Source organism: Pseudarthrobacter sp. MOO14 (assembly GCF_058267675.1).
The window spans coordinates 556,492-571,228 of record NZ_CM177849.1; the positions used below are offsets into that span (position 1 = coordinate 556,492).

The 14,737-nt window shown below is 65.4% G+C and carries 13 protein-coding genes and 1 tRNA gene; 3 read left to right on the top strand and 11 right to left on the bottom strand.

Going from position 1 to position 14,737, the window contains the following annotated elements; translation table 11 throughout:
* Nucleotides 1-72: 72 nt before the first annotated feature.
* Entirely contained in the window at nucleotides 73-1,509 is a 1,437-nt protein-coding gene (gnd, locus tag AC4EEV_RS02580; protein WP_491330083.1) for an NADP-dependent phosphogluconate dehydrogenase, read from the bottom strand.
* Between the two features lie 231 nt (nucleotides 1,510-1,740).
* Here gnd and AC4EEV_RS02585 point away from each other — a divergent pair, with 231 nt between their 5' ends.
* A complete protein-coding gene (locus AC4EEV_RS02585) occupies nucleotides 1,741-2,466 on the top strand; it encodes a FadR/GntR family transcriptional regulator (RefSeq protein WP_491330084.1) in 726 nt (241 codons plus the stop codon).
* Between the two features lie 3 nt (nucleotides 2,467-2,469).
* Here AC4EEV_RS02585 and AC4EEV_RS02590 read toward each other — a convergent pair whose 3' ends face one another.
* The 3 genes from AC4EEV_RS02590 to AC4EEV_RS02600 are packed head-to-tail and all read right to left on the bottom strand — an operon-like array spanning nucleotide 2,470 to nucleotide 5,251.
* Complete coding sequence (locus AC4EEV_RS02590; protein WP_491330085.1) at nucleotides 2,470-3,558, bottom strand: L-idonate 5-dehydrogenase; 1,089 nt, start codon at nucleotides 3,556-3,558, stop codon at nucleotides 2,470-2,472.
* Nucleotides 3,558-4,328 carry an SDR family oxidoreductase gene (locus AC4EEV_RS02595; protein WP_491330086.1) on the bottom strand — a complete coding sequence of 257 codons (771 nt, stop codon included), beginning with the start codon at nucleotides 4,326-4,328 and terminating at the stop codon, nucleotides 3,558-3,560. Before AC4EEV_RS02595 ends, AC4EEV_RS02590 begins: the two co-directional genes overlap by 1 nt.
* On the bottom strand, nucleotides 4,325-5,251 hold the full coding sequence (locus AC4EEV_RS02600) for an NAD(P)-dependent oxidoreductase (protein ID WP_491330087.1): 927 nt from the start codon (nucleotides 5,249-5,251) through the stop codon (nucleotides 4,325-4,327). Before AC4EEV_RS02600 ends, AC4EEV_RS02595 begins: the two co-directional genes overlap by 4 nt.
* 61 nt (nucleotides 5,252-5,312) lie before the next feature.
* Between AC4EEV_RS02600 and AC4EEV_RS02605 the strand changes: the two genes are divergently transcribed.
* On the top strand, nucleotides 5,313-6,377 hold the full coding sequence (locus AC4EEV_RS02605; protein WP_491330088.1) for a D-2-hydroxyacid dehydrogenase: 1,065 nt from the start codon (nucleotides 5,313-5,315) through the stop codon (nucleotides 6,375-6,377).
* A 209-nt stretch (nucleotides 6,378-6,586) separates the two neighbouring features.
* On the opposite strand, the gene AC4EEV_RS02610 is transcribed toward AC4EEV_RS02605, so the two are convergent.
* The 7 genes from AC4EEV_RS02610 to AC4EEV_RS02640 form a co-directional block, all read right to left on the bottom strand.
* The gene (locus tag AC4EEV_RS02610) at nucleotides 6,587-7,933 is read right to left on the bottom strand and encodes an MFS transporter (protein ID WP_491330089.1); all 1,347 of its coding nucleotides are present in this window, start codon (nucleotides 7,931-7,933) and stop codon (nucleotides 6,587-6,589) included.
* A gap of 157 nt (nucleotides 7,934-8,090) precedes the next feature.
* A complete protein-coding gene (locus AC4EEV_RS02615) occupies nucleotides 8,091-8,888 on the bottom strand; it encodes an IclR family transcriptional regulator (protein WP_018763965.1) in 798 nt (265 codons plus the stop codon).
* Nucleotides 8,889-9,137: 249 nt separating this feature from the next.
* Entirely contained in the window at nucleotides 9,138-9,428 is a 291-nt protein-coding gene (locus tag AC4EEV_RS02620; RefSeq protein ID WP_166651777.1) for a hypothetical protein, read from the bottom strand.
* 101 nt (nucleotides 9,429-9,529) lie between these two features.
* Nucleotides 9,530-9,602: transfer RNA gene (locus tag AC4EEV_RS02625), tRNA-Val, on the bottom strand.
* 101 nt (nucleotides 9,603-9,703) lie between these two features.
* Nucleotides 9,704-10,624, bottom strand: coding sequence for an NAD-dependent protein deacetylase (locus AC4EEV_RS02630; RefSeq protein ID WP_133832861.1), 921 nt, complete (start codon nucleotides 10,622-10,624; stop codon nucleotides 9,704-9,706).
* Nucleotides 10,625-10,629: 5 nt separating this feature from the next.
* On the bottom strand, nucleotides 10,630-11,124 hold the full coding sequence (locus tag AC4EEV_RS02635; protein WP_018763968.1) for a peroxiredoxin: 495 nt from the start codon (nucleotides 11,122-11,124) through the stop codon (nucleotides 10,630-10,632).
* The gene (locus AC4EEV_RS02640) at nucleotides 11,121-11,540 is read right to left on the bottom strand and encodes a DUF3052 domain-containing protein (RefSeq protein WP_026265207.1); all 420 of its coding nucleotides are present in this window, start codon (nucleotides 11,538-11,540) and stop codon (nucleotides 11,121-11,123) included. The genes AC4EEV_RS02635 and AC4EEV_RS02640 overlap by 4 nt, the downstream gene beginning before the upstream one ends.
* Nucleotides 11,541-11,965: 425 nt before the next feature.
* Here AC4EEV_RS02640 and aceE point away from each other — a divergent pair, with 425 nt between their 5' ends.
* Nucleotides 11,966-14,707, top strand: a complete 2,742-nt coding sequence (aceE, locus tag AC4EEV_RS02645) for a pyruvate dehydrogenase (acetyl-transferring), homodimeric type (protein WP_491330090.1) — start codon at nucleotides 11,966-11,968, stop codon at nucleotides 14,705-14,707.
* The last annotated feature ends 30 nt before the right edge of the window (nucleotides 14,708-14,737 follow it).

Below are 14,737 nucleotides of genomic sequence, written 5' to 3' on the forward strand. Positions count from 1 at the left end.
GCCGAAAATGCCGACGGCCGGCGCCCCCAGAGTATCGGGAAGCGCCGGCCGCCGCGCCGGAAGACCTGTGGGCTAGTGCGTGTCGACTGCCGAAATTTCGGACTTGTCCTCGCCCCAGAGGGTGTGGAACGTGCCTTCGGTGTCCACACGGCCGTAGGTGTGGGCGCCGAAGAGGTCGCGCTGGCCCTGGATCAGGGCGGCGGCAACGCGCTTGCGGCGCAGGCCGTCGTAGTACGCCAGCGAGGAGGAGAACACCGGCACCGGGATGCCGAGCTGCACGGCGGTGGCTACTACCCGCCGCCACGCCGGGAGGGCGTCGCCAATGGCCTTGGTGAACGCCGGTGCGAACAGCAGGTTTGCGGGCTTCTCCTCAGCAGCGTAGGCCTTGGTGATGTCCTTGAGGAGCTCCGCGCGGATGATGCAGCCGGCGCGCCAAAGGGAAGCGATTTCGTCCAGCTTGAGGTCCCAGCCGTATTCCTTGGCTGCCGAGGTCAGCATGTCCAGGCCCTGCGCGTAGGAGACCAGCTTGGAGGCGTAGAGCGCCTGGCGGACATCCTCAACGAACGTCTCGGGGATCTCAACCGTTGCCTCGTTGCCCGCCAGCAGCTCCTGGCCAAGCTTGCGCTGGGCAGCCTGGGAGGAGAGCGCACGGGCGAAGACCGATTCGGCGATGCCGGACACGGGGGAACCGAGCTCCAGGGCCGAGATCACGGTCCAGCGTCCAGTGCCCTTCTGGCCCGCGGCGTCGACGACGACATCCACGAACGGCTTGCCGGTCTTGGCATCGACGTGGCCCAGGACCTCGGCGGAGATCTCGATCAGGAAGGACGAGAGTTCGCCCTGGTTCCACTCGGAGAAGATCTTTGCCTGCTCGGCCGGTTCGATGCCGGCACCGGAGCGCAGGAGGTCGAAGGCCTCGCCGATGACCTGCATGTCGGCGTATTCGATGCCGTTGTGGACCATTTTGACGAAGTGGCCGGCGCCATCGGTGCCAATCCACGCGCAGCAGGGCTCACCGTCCACCTTTGCCGAAATCTTTTCCAGCAGCGGACCCAGGGCCTTGTACGACTCCTTGGAGCCGCCGGGCATGATGGACGGACCGTTCAAGGCACCCTCTTCGCCGCCGGAGACGCCGACGCCCACGAAGTGCAGATCCTTCTTGGCCAGCGCGGCTTCCCGGCGGCGGGTGTCCTCGTAGTGTGAGTTGCCGGCGTCGATGATGATGTCGCCCGGTTCCAGCAACGGTTCCAGCTGCTCGATCACCGAATCGACCGGCTTTCCGGCCTTGACCATGATCAGCACCCGGCGCGGCTTCTCCAGGGAATTGACCAGCTCCTGCAAGGATTCGGTCCGGATGAAATCGCCCTCCGAGCCGTGCTTCTCCAGCAGTGCGTCGGTCTTTTCCACCGACCGGTTGTGCAGGGCAACCGTGAACCCGTTGCGGGCGAGGTTGCGGGCAAGGTTGGCGCCCATCACTGCGAGGCCGGTGACACCGATGTGTGCAGACATCAATAACTCCAATTCATTGTTTGCCCCGGATCCAGGTTCCGGTGCGGGGTGGGACGCCGGGGCATATCAGGGGGTCGGAATAAAGCATATATATTCTGGCGGTGACGCGAAAGTAACGTCCGCGTCATGAAACCGATTGTGTCGCTGCCAGTCTAGGACTGCCGCACTCCCCTGTCCCGGCCGTCCGGGTCAGCCGGCAATCCCGCATCCGCCAGCAACTAGGCTTACAGCATGACCAGCAGCCTCCACCACCGTGCCATCGAGAACCTGGGCACCCGGATCATCTCAGGGGATCTCCCCGCCGGACACGTCATGCTCGCCGAGCAGCTGGAGGATGAACTGAAGGTTTCCCGCTCCGTAATCCGTGAAGCCGTGCGCGTCCTGCAGTCCCTGGGGCTGGTGGAAACCACCAAGCGGGTGGGGATCCGGGTGTTGCCCTCAAGCCGCTGGAACCCCTTTGACCCGCAGGTGATCCGGTGGCGGCTGGCCAGCGATGCGCGCGGAGCCCAGCTTCGCTCCCTCGCCGAACTCCGTGCCGCCGTCGAACCTGCAGCCGCCGAACTGGCGGCAGAGAACGCGCCGGCGCCGCTGCGCCTGGAACTCGTGGATGTTGCCCGCGCCATGCGGGAGGCCGGCAACAAGGGCGAGGTTGCCCGCTTCCTGGAACTGGATATCCGCTTCCATTCGCTGCTGCTCTCCGGCTCCGGCAACGAGATGTTCGCCAACCTGATGGGGCAGGTGGCCGAAACACTGACGGGCCGGACGGTACACGGCCTGATGCCGGACCATCCCCACCAGGCCGCCCTGCAGTGGCACGAAGATGTGGCAGACGCGATCGCCAAGGGCGACGCTCCCGCTGCCCGCGAGGCATCGGACCGGATCATGCGGCGGACCATGTCACAGATGGCTGACACCTGGACGGAGCAACCGCGGGTGTTCATCCCCGTCCGGCAGTAACGGTCAGCTGCTTCCGTTCCCGTCGAAGCTGAGGAGGACTTTGCCGGAGCTGGTGGAGTCTTTGGCGACCTCGAAGGCGTGCAGGGCGTCCTCCACGGGGTATTGGTGGGTGATGACGGGGCTGATGTGCAGGGACCGGTCGGCAAGCGCCGCGATGACCTGGTCGATTTCGTCGTTGAAGCGGAAGGAGCCTTTGAGGTCCAGCTCGCGGGTGATGGCCAGCGAGATGGGCAGCGGCTGCATGCCGGTGGGCAGCAGCCCCACCATGACCACGGTCCCGCCGCGGACCGCGCCGCGGATGGCGGAGGCCAGTCCGTGGTGGTTGCCGGAGGATTCGATCACCACATCGGCCTCCACGGCGGCGATCGCTTCGGTGTCTGCGGCGTTGATGACCTGGTCCGCGCCGACGGCCTTGGCGATCTCCAGCGGCTTGGGATGGAGGTCCACAGCGGTGATGTGCGCGGCTCCGGCGCGTTTGAGGACCGCGACGGCGAGGGCACCGATGGGGCCGGAGCCGATCACCAGCGCGGTCTTCCCGGCCACGTCCCCGGCCCGGGAGACGGCGTGCCAGGCCACGGACGCGGGTTCGACCAGGGCGGCTGTGCGCAGGTCGATGCCCTCGGGCAGGGCCCGGAGCATCCGGACGGGCAGGTTCACGTACCGGCTGAAGGCGCCGTCGGTGTGCGGGTAGCGGGCGGCGCTGCCCAGGTACGTGCACCCGGGTGAGAGGTTGGGCCGGTCCACAGGGTACCGGGCCGCGCCCGGACCGGGGGTGGCGGGGTGGACGGCGACGGCGGTTCCGGGCTGCGGCCCCTGGCCGTTGGCCGCGGCGCGGACCACCACACCGGAGATTTCGTGGCCCAGCACCAAGGGCGCCTTCAGGATGGATTCCCCGGCCGCCCCGTGCAGCCAGTAATGCAGGTCCGACCCGCAGATCCCGCCATACAAGACCTCAACCACGGCCTGGTCATCCGCCGGCCGGGCCAGCGGGACCACATCGACCCGGAGATCCCCCGCGGCGTGGGCCACCACGGCCGGCCCGGAGCCGGGCAGCATGTGGGCCCCTGCCTGGACGGGTGTGTTCGCGGGCATCAGACCACCACCGTCATTCCGCCGTCGATGAAAATGGTCTGCCCGTTCACAAAATCCGACCCGTCCGAGGCCAGCCAGACCACCGGCCCGGCCAGGTCCCTCGGCGTGCCCCAGCGGCGGGCCGGGGTCCGGCCCAGGATCCAGGCATTGAACTGCTCGTCATCCACCAGGTTCTGCGTCATCTCGGTGTGGATATACCCCGGCGCGATCCCGTTGACCTGCAGGCCGGACCCGGCCCACTCGGCCGTCATCGCCCGGGTCAGGTTCCGCAGCCCGCCCTTGGCCGCAACATACGGGGCAATCGTGGGGCGGGCCAGGTCCGTCTGCACCGAACAGATATTGATGATCTTGCCCCGGCCCCGCGGAATCATGCACCGGGCCGCCTCCCGCCCCACCAGGAACGCACTGGTCAAGTCCGTGGAAATCACCCGCTCCCAATCCGCCACCTCAAGGTCCAGCATCGGCACCCGATGCTGGATCCCGGCATTATTCACCAGAATCTCCAACGCACCCACATGCTCTTCGATCCACGCGATACCCCGGGCTGCCGCCTCGCCATCGGTAACGTCAAACGCGACACTATGCACCCGGCCCGGGGCATAATCGGCGGCCATCGCCGCCTCGGCCTCCTTGAGCCGCTCCCCGTTGATGCCATTCAACACAACCGTTGCACCGGCGTCCGCCAACGCCCGGGCCAGCGACGAGCCAATCCCCCGGCTCGACCCGGTGACCAACGCAACCCGGTCCGACAAATCAAAAAGTGAACTCATGGAGCAGCTGTTCCTTCCGCCGCAACTGCGGCCCTATGGCTGAGGTTGGAGATGGTTTGGCGCACTACTGCGAGGTCCTGGTCGCCAAGGCCCTGGCGCTTCAGCTCGGCGTAGAGTTCGGCGGCGGCCGTGGCGATCGGGGTTGCCGTTCCCGCTGCGCGGGCTGCGTCGAGCACGAAGGAAAGATCCTTGTGCATGAATTTTGCCGGGCCCGTGGGGGCGTAGTCTTTGCTGACCAGGCGCGGTCCGACGATATCCAGCACCCTGCTGCCGGCCAAACCGCCCGACAGGACGTCGAAGAGCGCCGCCGGTTCGAGCCCGGAACGCTCTGCCAGTTCGGCAGCCTCGGCGAGCGCCGCCGTCGTCGTCCCCACGACCAGCTGGTTGCACGCCTTGGCGAGCGACCCTGCGCCAAGGGGACCAAGGCGGCGGACGGTGGTGCCCATGGCCTGCAGGAGCGGCTCTGCCCTGCGGAACGCGGACTCCTCGCCGCCGGCCATGATGGCGAGGGTGCCGTCCGCGGCGCCCTTGGTGCCGCCGCTGACCGGGGCGTCGACAACCTGGGCGCGCCCGCCGGTGAGCTCGGTGACGCGGCGCCCGAAAACCTGGACGGCGGTGGGCGAGACACTGCTCATGACCAGCAGGACGGTCTGGGGCGCCGGCGGCTCTTTTTTCCACCGGGCAAGGAGCCCGGCCGCCGCCTCCTCGATGTGTGGCAGGTCTGGAAGCATGAAAACGATGACGGGAAGATGGCCCAGGTCTTCCACCGCGGGGACAATTGTTCCGCCGAGGTCCCGCAACCGGGCCGCTGCCCCTGGAGACCGGTTCCAGCCCGTGACCTGCCATCCGCTGCGGAGGGCGTTTGCCGCCATCAGTCCGCCCATCAATCCCAGGCCTGCAAAGCCTGCGCGTTTGTCCTCCATTTACCCAGCCTCACGTCATCGTGCTTTAAAGATTTGTTCAATATCCTAGCCATGATTCAGTATGATGAACACCATGACTTCCATAACTACCGTGGCCATTGCCGTGCCGCTCGAAGCCGAGCTGGTGGACCGGATCAGGGCCGTTGATCCGTCCGTGACCGTCCTGTACGAGCCCGACCTCCTGCCGCCGGAGCGCTTCCCGGCGGACCACGCCGGAGATCCGGATTTCCGGCGGACCCCGGAACAGGAAGAACGCTATTGGGCGATGCTGAACAGCGCACAGGTCCTCTACGGATTCCCCAACGAAAGCCCGTCGGGCCTGGCCCGGATTGCCACGGACAACGGACACCTGCAGTGGGTCCACGCCATGGCAGCCGGCGCAGGCGGCGCGGTTAAAGCGTCTGGCCTGGACCAGCAGACACTGCAAAAGTTCAAGGTCACAACGTCCGCCGGCGTGCACGCGCTTCCCCTGGCCGAGTTCGCAGCGATGGGCATCCTGAACGGGTTCAAACGCACCGCCGAGCTGGCGCTGGACCAGCAGGCCAGGAATTGGCCGGAACTCCGCACTCCCACGCGGCTGGTGAGCGGTTCCCGGCTGGTCATTGCGGGGCTCGGTGAGATCGGCCTTGAGACGGCCCGGCTTGCCCGCGCCCTGGGCATGGCCGTCAGCGGAACCAAGAGGACCCCGGAGCCCCTGGAAGGCATCGACCAGGTGACCGGAAACGACGGCCTTCCCGGCCTCCTTGCCACCGCCGATGCCGTGGTGAACACCCTTCCGGGCACCCCGTATACGGAGAAGCTGTTCAACCGGGACGTATTTGCTGTCATGAAACCCGGCACCGTCTTCGTCAACGTCGGACGCGGCACCGTGGTGGATGAGGACGCGCTGCTCGAGGCCCTGGATAATGGCCAGGTCTCCTACGCCTGCCTTGATGTCTTCGCAGTGGAACCGCTCCCCCTCGAAAGCCCGCTCTGGGGCCACCCGAAGGTTCTGGTGTCGCCGCATACGTCAGCTTTGAGCGCCGCGGAGAACAGGCTGATCACCGACCGTTTCTGCAGCAACCTGCGAACCTTCCTCGACGGCGGCGAACTCCCCCACCTCGTGGACACGGTCCACTTCTACTGACCCTTGGCCAAGGCACCGGCAAGGCCGCTGCATCCCCTGCCCAGGGGATGCAGCGGCCGTTCTTTTTGTGGCGCCGGACTGCTGCCCATCAGGCCGCAGCATCAACGGCGCCCCTCGGAACCTCCCGACCTCCGCGATGCCGGCCGGCTTGTCTCCCGCACACGCCAAACGCCCGGCCCGGATGATCCGGACCGGGCGTCAGGCCGGCGTCAGCTGGCGTCTTCGACGAGGACCAGGTCCCGGCCGCCGGTTTCCGGCGTGAAGAACGTGGTGATGAACGAGATCACAGCGAGGACGAGGGAGTACAGGGCGGGAACCAGCCAGGAGTGGTTGGTGGCCGCCAGCAGGGCGACGCCGATCATCGGGGCGAAGCCGCCGGCGAGGACGGCCGAGAGTTCGCGGCTCAGGGCAACTCCGGTAAAGCGGTGCTGGGAACCGAACAGCTCGGGCAGAAGGGCACATTGCGGCCCGAGCATGGCCTGGACGCCGAGGGCGATGCCCACCACCATGACCACCCAGACGAGCGTGACATTGCCGAGGGTCACCAGGTAGAAGGCCGGGAGCGCGATGACCGCCTGGAACAGGGCACCGTAGCGGTAGACGGGGACGCGGCCGTAGCGGTCGGACAAGGCACCGAATGCGACCACCATGACGGCGGCAAAGCCGGCCGCGATCAGCAGTCCGGTTGGTCCGATGAACTTGTCGCCCGGGAAGACACCGGCAGGCATGCTGATGAACGAAACCAGCAGGGCCGAGTAAATGGAGGAGTTTCCGTTTTCACCCATACGCAGGCCGATCCCCACCAGGACGTTCTTCTTGGAATGACGCCAGATCTGGGACACCGGGTTCTTCACCACAGCCTTGTGCTTTTCCAGTTCCTGGAAGACCGGCGTCTCCTTCAGGCGAAGGCGGATGAACACCGCAATGCCGATCAGGATGATGCTGGCAAGGAACGGCACACGCCACAGCCAGCCCTGCAGGACGGACTTGTCGGCCATGGCCATCAAGGCGAATGTTCCGGCGCCCAAGAGGGTGCCCAGCTGGATGCCAACGAAGGGCAGCGCGGCAAAGAAACCACGACGGCGGCGCGGTGCCACCTCGGAGATCAGCGTGGTGGCACCCGCCTGTTCAGCTCCGGCGCCAAGGCCCTGGATGATGCGGAGGCTCACGAGGAGGACCGCACCCAGCATTCCGGCCTGGTCGAAAGTGGGCAGGAGTCCAATGGCGAAGCTGGACATTCCCATGAGGCCGATGGTGAGGATCAGGACCATCTTGCGCCCAAACCTGTCACCAATGTGGCCAAAGACGATGCCGCCGAAGGGCCGGGCCGCAAATCCCACACCGTAGGTGGCGAAGGAGGCAATAACGGCGCCGCTTTCACCCAGCGGGGCGAAGAAAAGCGGGCCGAAGATCAGCGCGGACGCCAGGCCGTAGATATAGAAGTCGTAGTACTCCAGTGCGGACCCCACGGAACTTGCAAGAGTTGCCCTTCGCAGCTGGTCGGCGTCGACGGCGGTGCCGTCCGCGGCCTGCGGTGCATTAGTACGAGTTGTCACAAGAACTCCCTCATCACGCGCCAGGCCCCCGTTGGCCTGGCGGGTCAGCAACGACACCCGAGATGTCGATCACTATGTTGAACAGAGTACAGCAAGTTGGACAACAGGCAAGCGGTTAAGCCAAAAAGTACATGCACGGTCCCTGCGGGACGCCTTCCTAGCTCATGGGATTACCCAAGGACCGTGCAAGTTCCTGAAGTTCCTTGACCATCTGCGCACCCTGCTCGGGGGTATAGGTTGCCTTCAGCGCCGTCACCGACAACCCCAGGCTGGGTCCGTGGGAGCCGCGGGTGGGGACGGCCACGCCCAGGCAGACCACGCCCGTAGTGGATTCCTCGTCCTCGAAGGCGTAGCCCTGCTCCCGGATGGACCGCAGCTGATCCTTGAGCTCGCGACCGGTCCGCAGGGACTTAGGGGTGAGGACGGGCAGCTCGGCGTCATCGGGGAACAAGGCGTCGATGTCGTGGTCGTGAAGCCTGGCGATCAAGACCTTGCCCACAGCACAGAGGGAGACCGGCATTTTGTCGCCGATGTTGGAGGTGAGCCGGACGGCCGGATGCCCCTCGTAGCGTGCCAGGTAGATGACATTGGTCCCGTCCAGCATGGCAATCCGCACCGTCTCACCGGAAAGGGTGGGCGCCTGCTCGCAGTACCGGTAGAACTCCTGGACCTCGTCCATGCGGCTGAGATACGCCGCGCCAAGTTCAACCAGCTTGCGCCCCAGCATGAATTCGGAGCCCTGCCTGCTGATGAGGCGGGCGTCCTCCAACGCCAACAGCAGGTTGGAGGTGGAGGACTTCGGGATTCCCAGCTCGCGGGCAAGGTCACTGAGGGTCAGCCGTCCCCCTGCGGACGCAGCCAGTGCCTCCAGGACGGCGGCAGCCCGGGTAACGGCAGGCGCAGGCGAAGCGCTTGCAGGCCCGTCGGAGGAACGTGGGGTGCGGGAATCGGCCATGATTCTCCTTCGGTAGGCGCATGCACTCATCAGCTCTGTCCATTCAGCTGAACACAACCCATCATAGTGGCTGGCTTGGGCGGACCTGCCGTGCCCGCCGACGCCTGGGCGATAACGCGGGCGCCTCGGGACTTTTTGTTTCCGGGAGTTCACGGTATATTCATCCCAGGCCCTCCACCGCGGCATCCCCCAATAGTCGCGGTGGAGGGTTTTCCAATGCCCCGAAGCCGGCGGACCAAGCGGGGCCGGTCAGGCCGCATCCGCTGCCGACTCCCTGCGCCGCCAGCCGCCGCCCAGGCCGTCACGCTGGAGATACATGGTGGTCAACGCGGACCGGCTGTTGTTACCCAGCCGCACCTGCAACTGCAGGACCTCCACATCCACGCCGCTGTTGCCCTTCGGCATCCGGCGGCTGGTCTCCCACCAATTGACGCGTTCGTACCACCTCACCGGCGCAGCACCCACCGCCCATTCCCTGCCGCGGCTCACCACCGCCGTCGGCATTCCCTCGCTGTCTGTGTGCACTATGACGTGTTCCATCCCTGCAACGTATGGCAGGGCACTGACAACGGGACTGGAAACCGAAAAGCAAAAACCCCGCCGCCCCACCGGGAAGGCGGGACAACGGGGTTTCACATGAGTGGGTCCTACCGGGATCGAACCGATGACATCCACGGTGTAAACGTGGCGCTCTACCAGCTGAGCTAAAGACCCAAATTGCGCGGTTTCCGGCGGTAACGCCGCAACCAACGAACATAAACTCTACCCGACGTTGGACCGCAAACGCGAATCGGCCCGCCCGGGGCCTTCCCGCACTACAGGGGAGGAAGTTCAGCTGCCAGGTAGCCCAATGCCTGGCTGACCCCGGCTTCGAGTTTGATGGTTGCCTTGTCATCACCGCGGGTGGCACCCCGGTTGATGATGACCACCGGTTTTGACTGCTTGGCGGCGTGCCGCACGAACCGCAGGCCGCTCATGACCGTCAGGGAAGAACCGGCCACGACCAGGGCGGCTGCCTCGTCCACCATCGCGTAGGACCGCTCCACCCGGTCCTTGGGCACGTTTTCACCGAAGTAGACAAAGTCTGGCTTCAGCGTTCCGCCGCAGGCAGGGCAGAGCGCCACCACGAAGCTGTGGATGAGCGCCTGGTCCTCGACGGTGGCGTCAGCGTCGGGCGCCATTTCCACGAGTCCGGAAGCTGCCGCCCGCTCCAGGAAGCCGGGGTTGAGTTCCTCGAAAACACCGGCAAGGAGGCGCCTGGAATACGTCCGCCCGCAGTCCAGGCAGATCACTTGGTCATACCGGCCGTGGAGGTCGACGACGTTTGAACTGCCCGCGTCCTGGTGCAGCCGGTCGACGTTCTGGGTAATGAGTCCGGTAAGGAAACCGCGCCGCTCGAGTTCGGCTGCGGAATAGTGGCCCTGGTTTGGATCAGCATGCCGCATATGCGACCAGCCGATGTGGTTCCTGGCCCAGTATCGGCGCCGGTTGGCGGCGTCGCGGACAAACTCCTGGTAGGTCATGGGTGAACGGGGCGGCGAGTCCGGGCCGCGGTAGTCGGGGATCCCGGAATCCGTGCTGAGCCCGGCCCCGGTCAGCAGGGCGAAACGAACCCCCGCGAGCAGGTCACGGATCCGGACCAACACCTCAAGATCCGCACCCGAGGGCGGGGCCGGGGCCACCGGCGGCATGCTGGCAAAGCCCGTCAGGCCTGTCCCCCGCCGCTGCTCAGCCATCCGCCTCAGGCCTGCTTCAAATCCGCCAAAGCCGCCCGGTACTCACCGAAGTCGCGGGCTTGGCCCCGTGGGTTCACCACGCTGTACCGGACCGTGCCCTCTGCATCGATGATGAAGGTGGCCCGTTTGGCCATGCCGCTGCCGGCGTCGAACACGCCGTAGGCGCCTGCCACGGCCCCGTGCGGCCAGAAATCAGCCAGCAGGTCGAAGCCGTACCCTTCCTGGGCCGCGTAGGCGCGAAGGCTGAACTTGCTGTCAGCGGACACTGCCAGAACGACGGCATTCGAATCCTCGAACGTGGCAAGGTTGTCACGTATCTCGCAGAGCTCGCCGGTGCAGATCCCCGAGAAGGCAAACGGGTAGAACACCAAGGCCACGTTCTGTCCGCGGAAGGACGAGAGGCGCACCGGCTCACCGTACTGGTTGGCCAGCTCAAAGTCGGGCGCGGTTGTGCCCACTGCGGGAACAACTGCGGAAGCGGCCTCGACCGCTGCCGTCATTTGTTCTTCCTGCTGACCAGGCGCGCCGCGCTCCAATCCTTTGAGACACCGGCAGAGGTGGTGACATGCAGGCCGGCCGTTGGTGCGGCTTCCTGGATGTCTGCCGGCGAAACGTAACCGTCCCTGCCCGACTTGGGGGTCAGGACCCAGACAACCCCGTTTTCGCTCAGGGTAGTGAGGGAATCCATCAGGCTGTCGACGAGGTCTCCGTCCCCGTCGCGCCACCAAAGGATGACAGCGTCCGCCACCTCGTGGTCGTCCTCGTCCAGCAACTCCGAACCGGTGAGGTCTTCAATATCGTCACGCAAGTCGAAATCGACGTCGTCGTCGTAACCGAACTCCTGAATCAGATCCCCATTTTTGAAACCCAATTTTTCCGCCACATTTACCGAAGTGGCGGCGTCGGCCTCGCTCACGTGTTCCTCCAATACGTCATTAATGCGTTGTGCATAGTGATTTCCATTACTCCCAAGCCAACACCCTTTGCGCCTGCGCTTCAAGCTGCCGCCCCCGGGAGTGCGCATATTCTGCGTCACATCCAGCTGCGGCTGCGCCCGGCAAGGGTATTGGCCACACAACCAGTATGACGAACGAAATACAACAGCAGCACCTGGACCGCAGCTACGCATCGCGTTGCCGTCAGGGCTAGAGTGGCTGGTGACAACTATGCCCGCGGGACGACACCCCTGTGACTCCGGACAGGCATAGGAGCGCTAGGAAGCTGCCCGGCACACATGACCGGGCTGTTGTAACCGATACGTCGCACACGGCGTATATACGCCGGGCAGTCACCCTGCCTGGCCTGAGTGCGCCGATTCATGCGCGCAAAGAGAGGTTGGACGTGGCTGCAGGAGAAGATACCTCCCATATCCTCAGCGGGTTGACTAACCAGCTGCCTGATCGTGATCCGGAAGAGACTGCCGAGTGGGTTGAGTCCCTGGATGCGTTGATCAGGGAACAGGGCACTGAGCGTGCCCAATACATCATGCGGAGCCTGCTGCAGCGCGCGGGCGCGCAGAGCGTCGGGGTGCCGATGGTGACCACCACCGATTACGTGAACACCATCCCGGTGGACCAGGAAGCGGAGTTCCCGGGCAACGAGGAATTCGAGCGCCGGTACCGGGCGTACATGCGGTGGAACGCCGCGGTGATGGTGCACCGGGCGCAGCGGCCCGAGATCGGCGTCGGCGGGCATATCTCCACCTACGCCGGGGCCGCGACCCTGTACGAGGTCGGGTTCAACCACTTCTTCCGCGGCAAGGACCACCCCGGCGGCGGGGACCAGGTCTTCTTCCAGGGCCACGCCTCCCCCGGCATGTACGCCCGGGCGTTCATGGAAGGACGCCTCTCCGAGGAAGACCTCGACGGGTTCCGGCAGGAAAAGTCCCGCGCCGGCCACGCCCTGTCCTCCTACCCGCACCCGCGGCTGATGCCGGACTTCTGGGAATTCCCCACCGTGTCCATGGGCATCGGGCCGATGAACGCGATCTACCAGGCCCAGAACAACCGCTACCTGCACAACCGGGGCCTGAAAGACACCTCGGACCAGCAGGTCTGGGCGTTCCTGGGCGACGGGGAAATGGACGAGCCCGAGTCCCGCGGACTGCTCCAGCTCGCCGCGAACGAGAACCTGGACAACCTGAACTTCGTGATCAACTGCAACCTCCAGCGCCTCGACGGCCCGGTCCGGGGCAACGGGAAGATCATGCAGGAACTCGAAGCGTTCTTCCGCGGCGCGGGCTGGAACGTCATCAAGGTCGTCTGGGGCCGGGAATGGGATGACCTGCTCACCCGCGACACCGACGGCTCGCTCGTGAAAATCATGAACGAAACCGTCGACGGCGACTACCAGACCTACAAAGCCGAATCCGGCGGCTTCGTCCGCGAACACTTCTTCGGCAAAACCCCGCAAACCAAAGACCTCGTCGCGGACCTCACCGACGACCAGATCTGGAACCTCAAACGCGGCGGACACGACTACCGCAAGGTCTACGCCGCCTACAAAGCCGCCACCGAATTCAAGGGCAAACCCACCGTCATCCTCGCCCACACCGTCAAAGGCTACGGACTCGGACCACACTTCGAGGGCCGCAACGCGACCCACCAGATGAAGAAACTGACCCTGGATGACTTGAAGAAGTTCCGCGACCACCTCCGGATCCCAATCACCGACGAACAGCTCGAGAAGGATTCGTACCGGCCGCCGTACTACCACCCCGGTAATGACGCGCCGGAAATCAAGTACATGATGGAACGCCGTGCAGCACTGGGCGGCTCCGTGCCCGAGCGGCGCAGCAAGCACTCCGAGATCACCTTGCCGGACGCAAAGTCCTACGAGGTGGCCAAGCGCGGTTCGGGCAAGCAGCAGGCTGCCACCACCATGGCATTCGTGCGCCTGCTCAAGGACCTGATGCGGGATAAGAACTTCGGCAAGCACATCGCCCCGATCATTCCCGACGAAGCCCGGACGTTCGGCATGGACGCGTTCTTCCCGACCGCGAAGATCTACAACCCCAAGGGCCAGAACTACCTCTCCGTAGACCGCGACCTCGTCCTGGCCTACAAAGAGTCCCCCGCAGGCCAACTCATCCACCCCGGCATCAACGAAGCCGGCGCCGTGGCAGCCTTCACCGCCGCCGGAACCGCCTACGCCACCCACGGCGTGCCGCTGGTCCCGGTCTACGTGTTCTACTCCATGTTCGGCTTCCAACGCACCGGCGACGCCTTCTGGGCCGCAGCAGACCAAATGACCCGCGGCTTCATCATCGGCGCCACCGCAGGGCGGACCACCCTCACCGGCGAAGGACTCCAGCACGCCGACGGCCACTCTCCCCTGCTGGCCTCCACCAACCCCGCCGTCCTCACCTACGACCCCGCCTACGGCTACGAAATCGGACACATCATCCGCTCCGGCCTCGAACGCATGTACGGGCCGGACTCCACGGACAAAAACCTCATGTACTACCTCACCGTGTACAACGAACCCATCGTCCAACCCGCCGAACCCGAAAACCTCGACATCGAAGGCCTCATCAAGGGCATCTACCTGCTCGCCCCGGCAAAGATCGACGGTCCCCGCACCCAGATCCTCGCCTCCGGCGTCTCCGTGCCCTGGGCCATCGACGCCCAACGCATCCTCGCCGACGACTGGAACGTCTCCGCCGACGTCTGGTCCGTCACCTCCTGGAACGAACTGCGCCGCGACGGCCTCGCCGCCGAAGAAGAAGCCTTCCTCAACCCCGGCCAACCCGCCCGCACCCCGTTCGTCACCCAGCAACTCGAAGGCGCCACCGGCCCCATCGTCGCCGTCACCGACTACATGAAAGCCGTCCCCGACCAGATCCGGCAATTCGTCCCCAACGAATTCGCCACCCTCGGCGCCGACGGCTTCGGCTTCTCCGACACCCGCGCAGCAGCCCGCCGCTACTTCAAAAACGACACCCACTCCATCGTGGTGCGTGCCCTTGAAATGCTGGCGCGCCGTGGCGAGGTGGATGTTGACGCCCCGGTCAAGGCCATCGAGAAGTACAAGCTGCTCAACGTCAATGCCGGCACCACCGGCAATGCCGGCGGGGAGGCCTGACAGCCTTTCGCAGCAGCACCAACGGCGGCC

Excerpts from the sequence above, each read along its gene's own strand:
- gnd (WP_491330083.1), bottom strand. The coding sequence starts at position 1,509 with ATGTCTGCACACATCGGTGTCACCGGCCTCGCAGTGATGGGCGCCAAC.
- AC4EEV_RS02585 (WP_491330084.1), top strand. The coding sequence starts at position 1,741 with ATGACCAGCAGCCTCCACCACCGTGCCATCGAGAACCTGGGCACCCGG.
- AC4EEV_RS02590 (WP_491330085.1), bottom strand. The coding sequence starts at position 3,558 with ATGCCCGCGAACACACCCGTCCAGGCAGGGGCCCACATGCTGCCCGGC.
- AC4EEV_RS02595 (WP_491330086.1), bottom strand. The coding sequence starts at position 4,328 with ATGAGTTCACTTTTTGATTTGTCGGACCGGGTTGCGTTGGTCACCGGG.
- AC4EEV_RS02600 (WP_491330087.1), bottom strand. The coding sequence starts at position 5,251 with ATGGAGGACAAACGCGCAGGCTTTGCAGGCCTGGGATTGATGGGCGGA.
- AC4EEV_RS02605 (WP_491330088.1), top strand. The coding sequence starts at position 5,313 with ATGATGAACACCATGACTTCCATAACTACCGTGGCCATTGCCGTGCCG.
- AC4EEV_RS02615 (WP_018763965.1), bottom strand. The coding sequence starts at position 8,888 with ATGGCCGATTCCCGCACCCCACGTTCCTCCGACGGGCCTGCAAGCGCT.
- AC4EEV_RS02620 (WP_166651777.1), bottom strand. The coding sequence starts at position 9,428 with ATGGAACACGTCATAGTGCACACAGACAGCGAGGGAATGCCGACGGCG.
- AC4EEV_RS02630 (WP_133832861.1), bottom strand. The coding sequence starts at position 10,624 with ATGGCTGAGCAGCGGCGGGGGACAGGCCTGACGGGCTTTGCCAGCATG.
- AC4EEV_RS02635 (WP_018763968.1), bottom strand. The coding sequence starts at position 11,124 with ATGACGGCAGCGGTCGAGGCCGCTTCCGCAGTTGTTCCCGCAGTGGGC.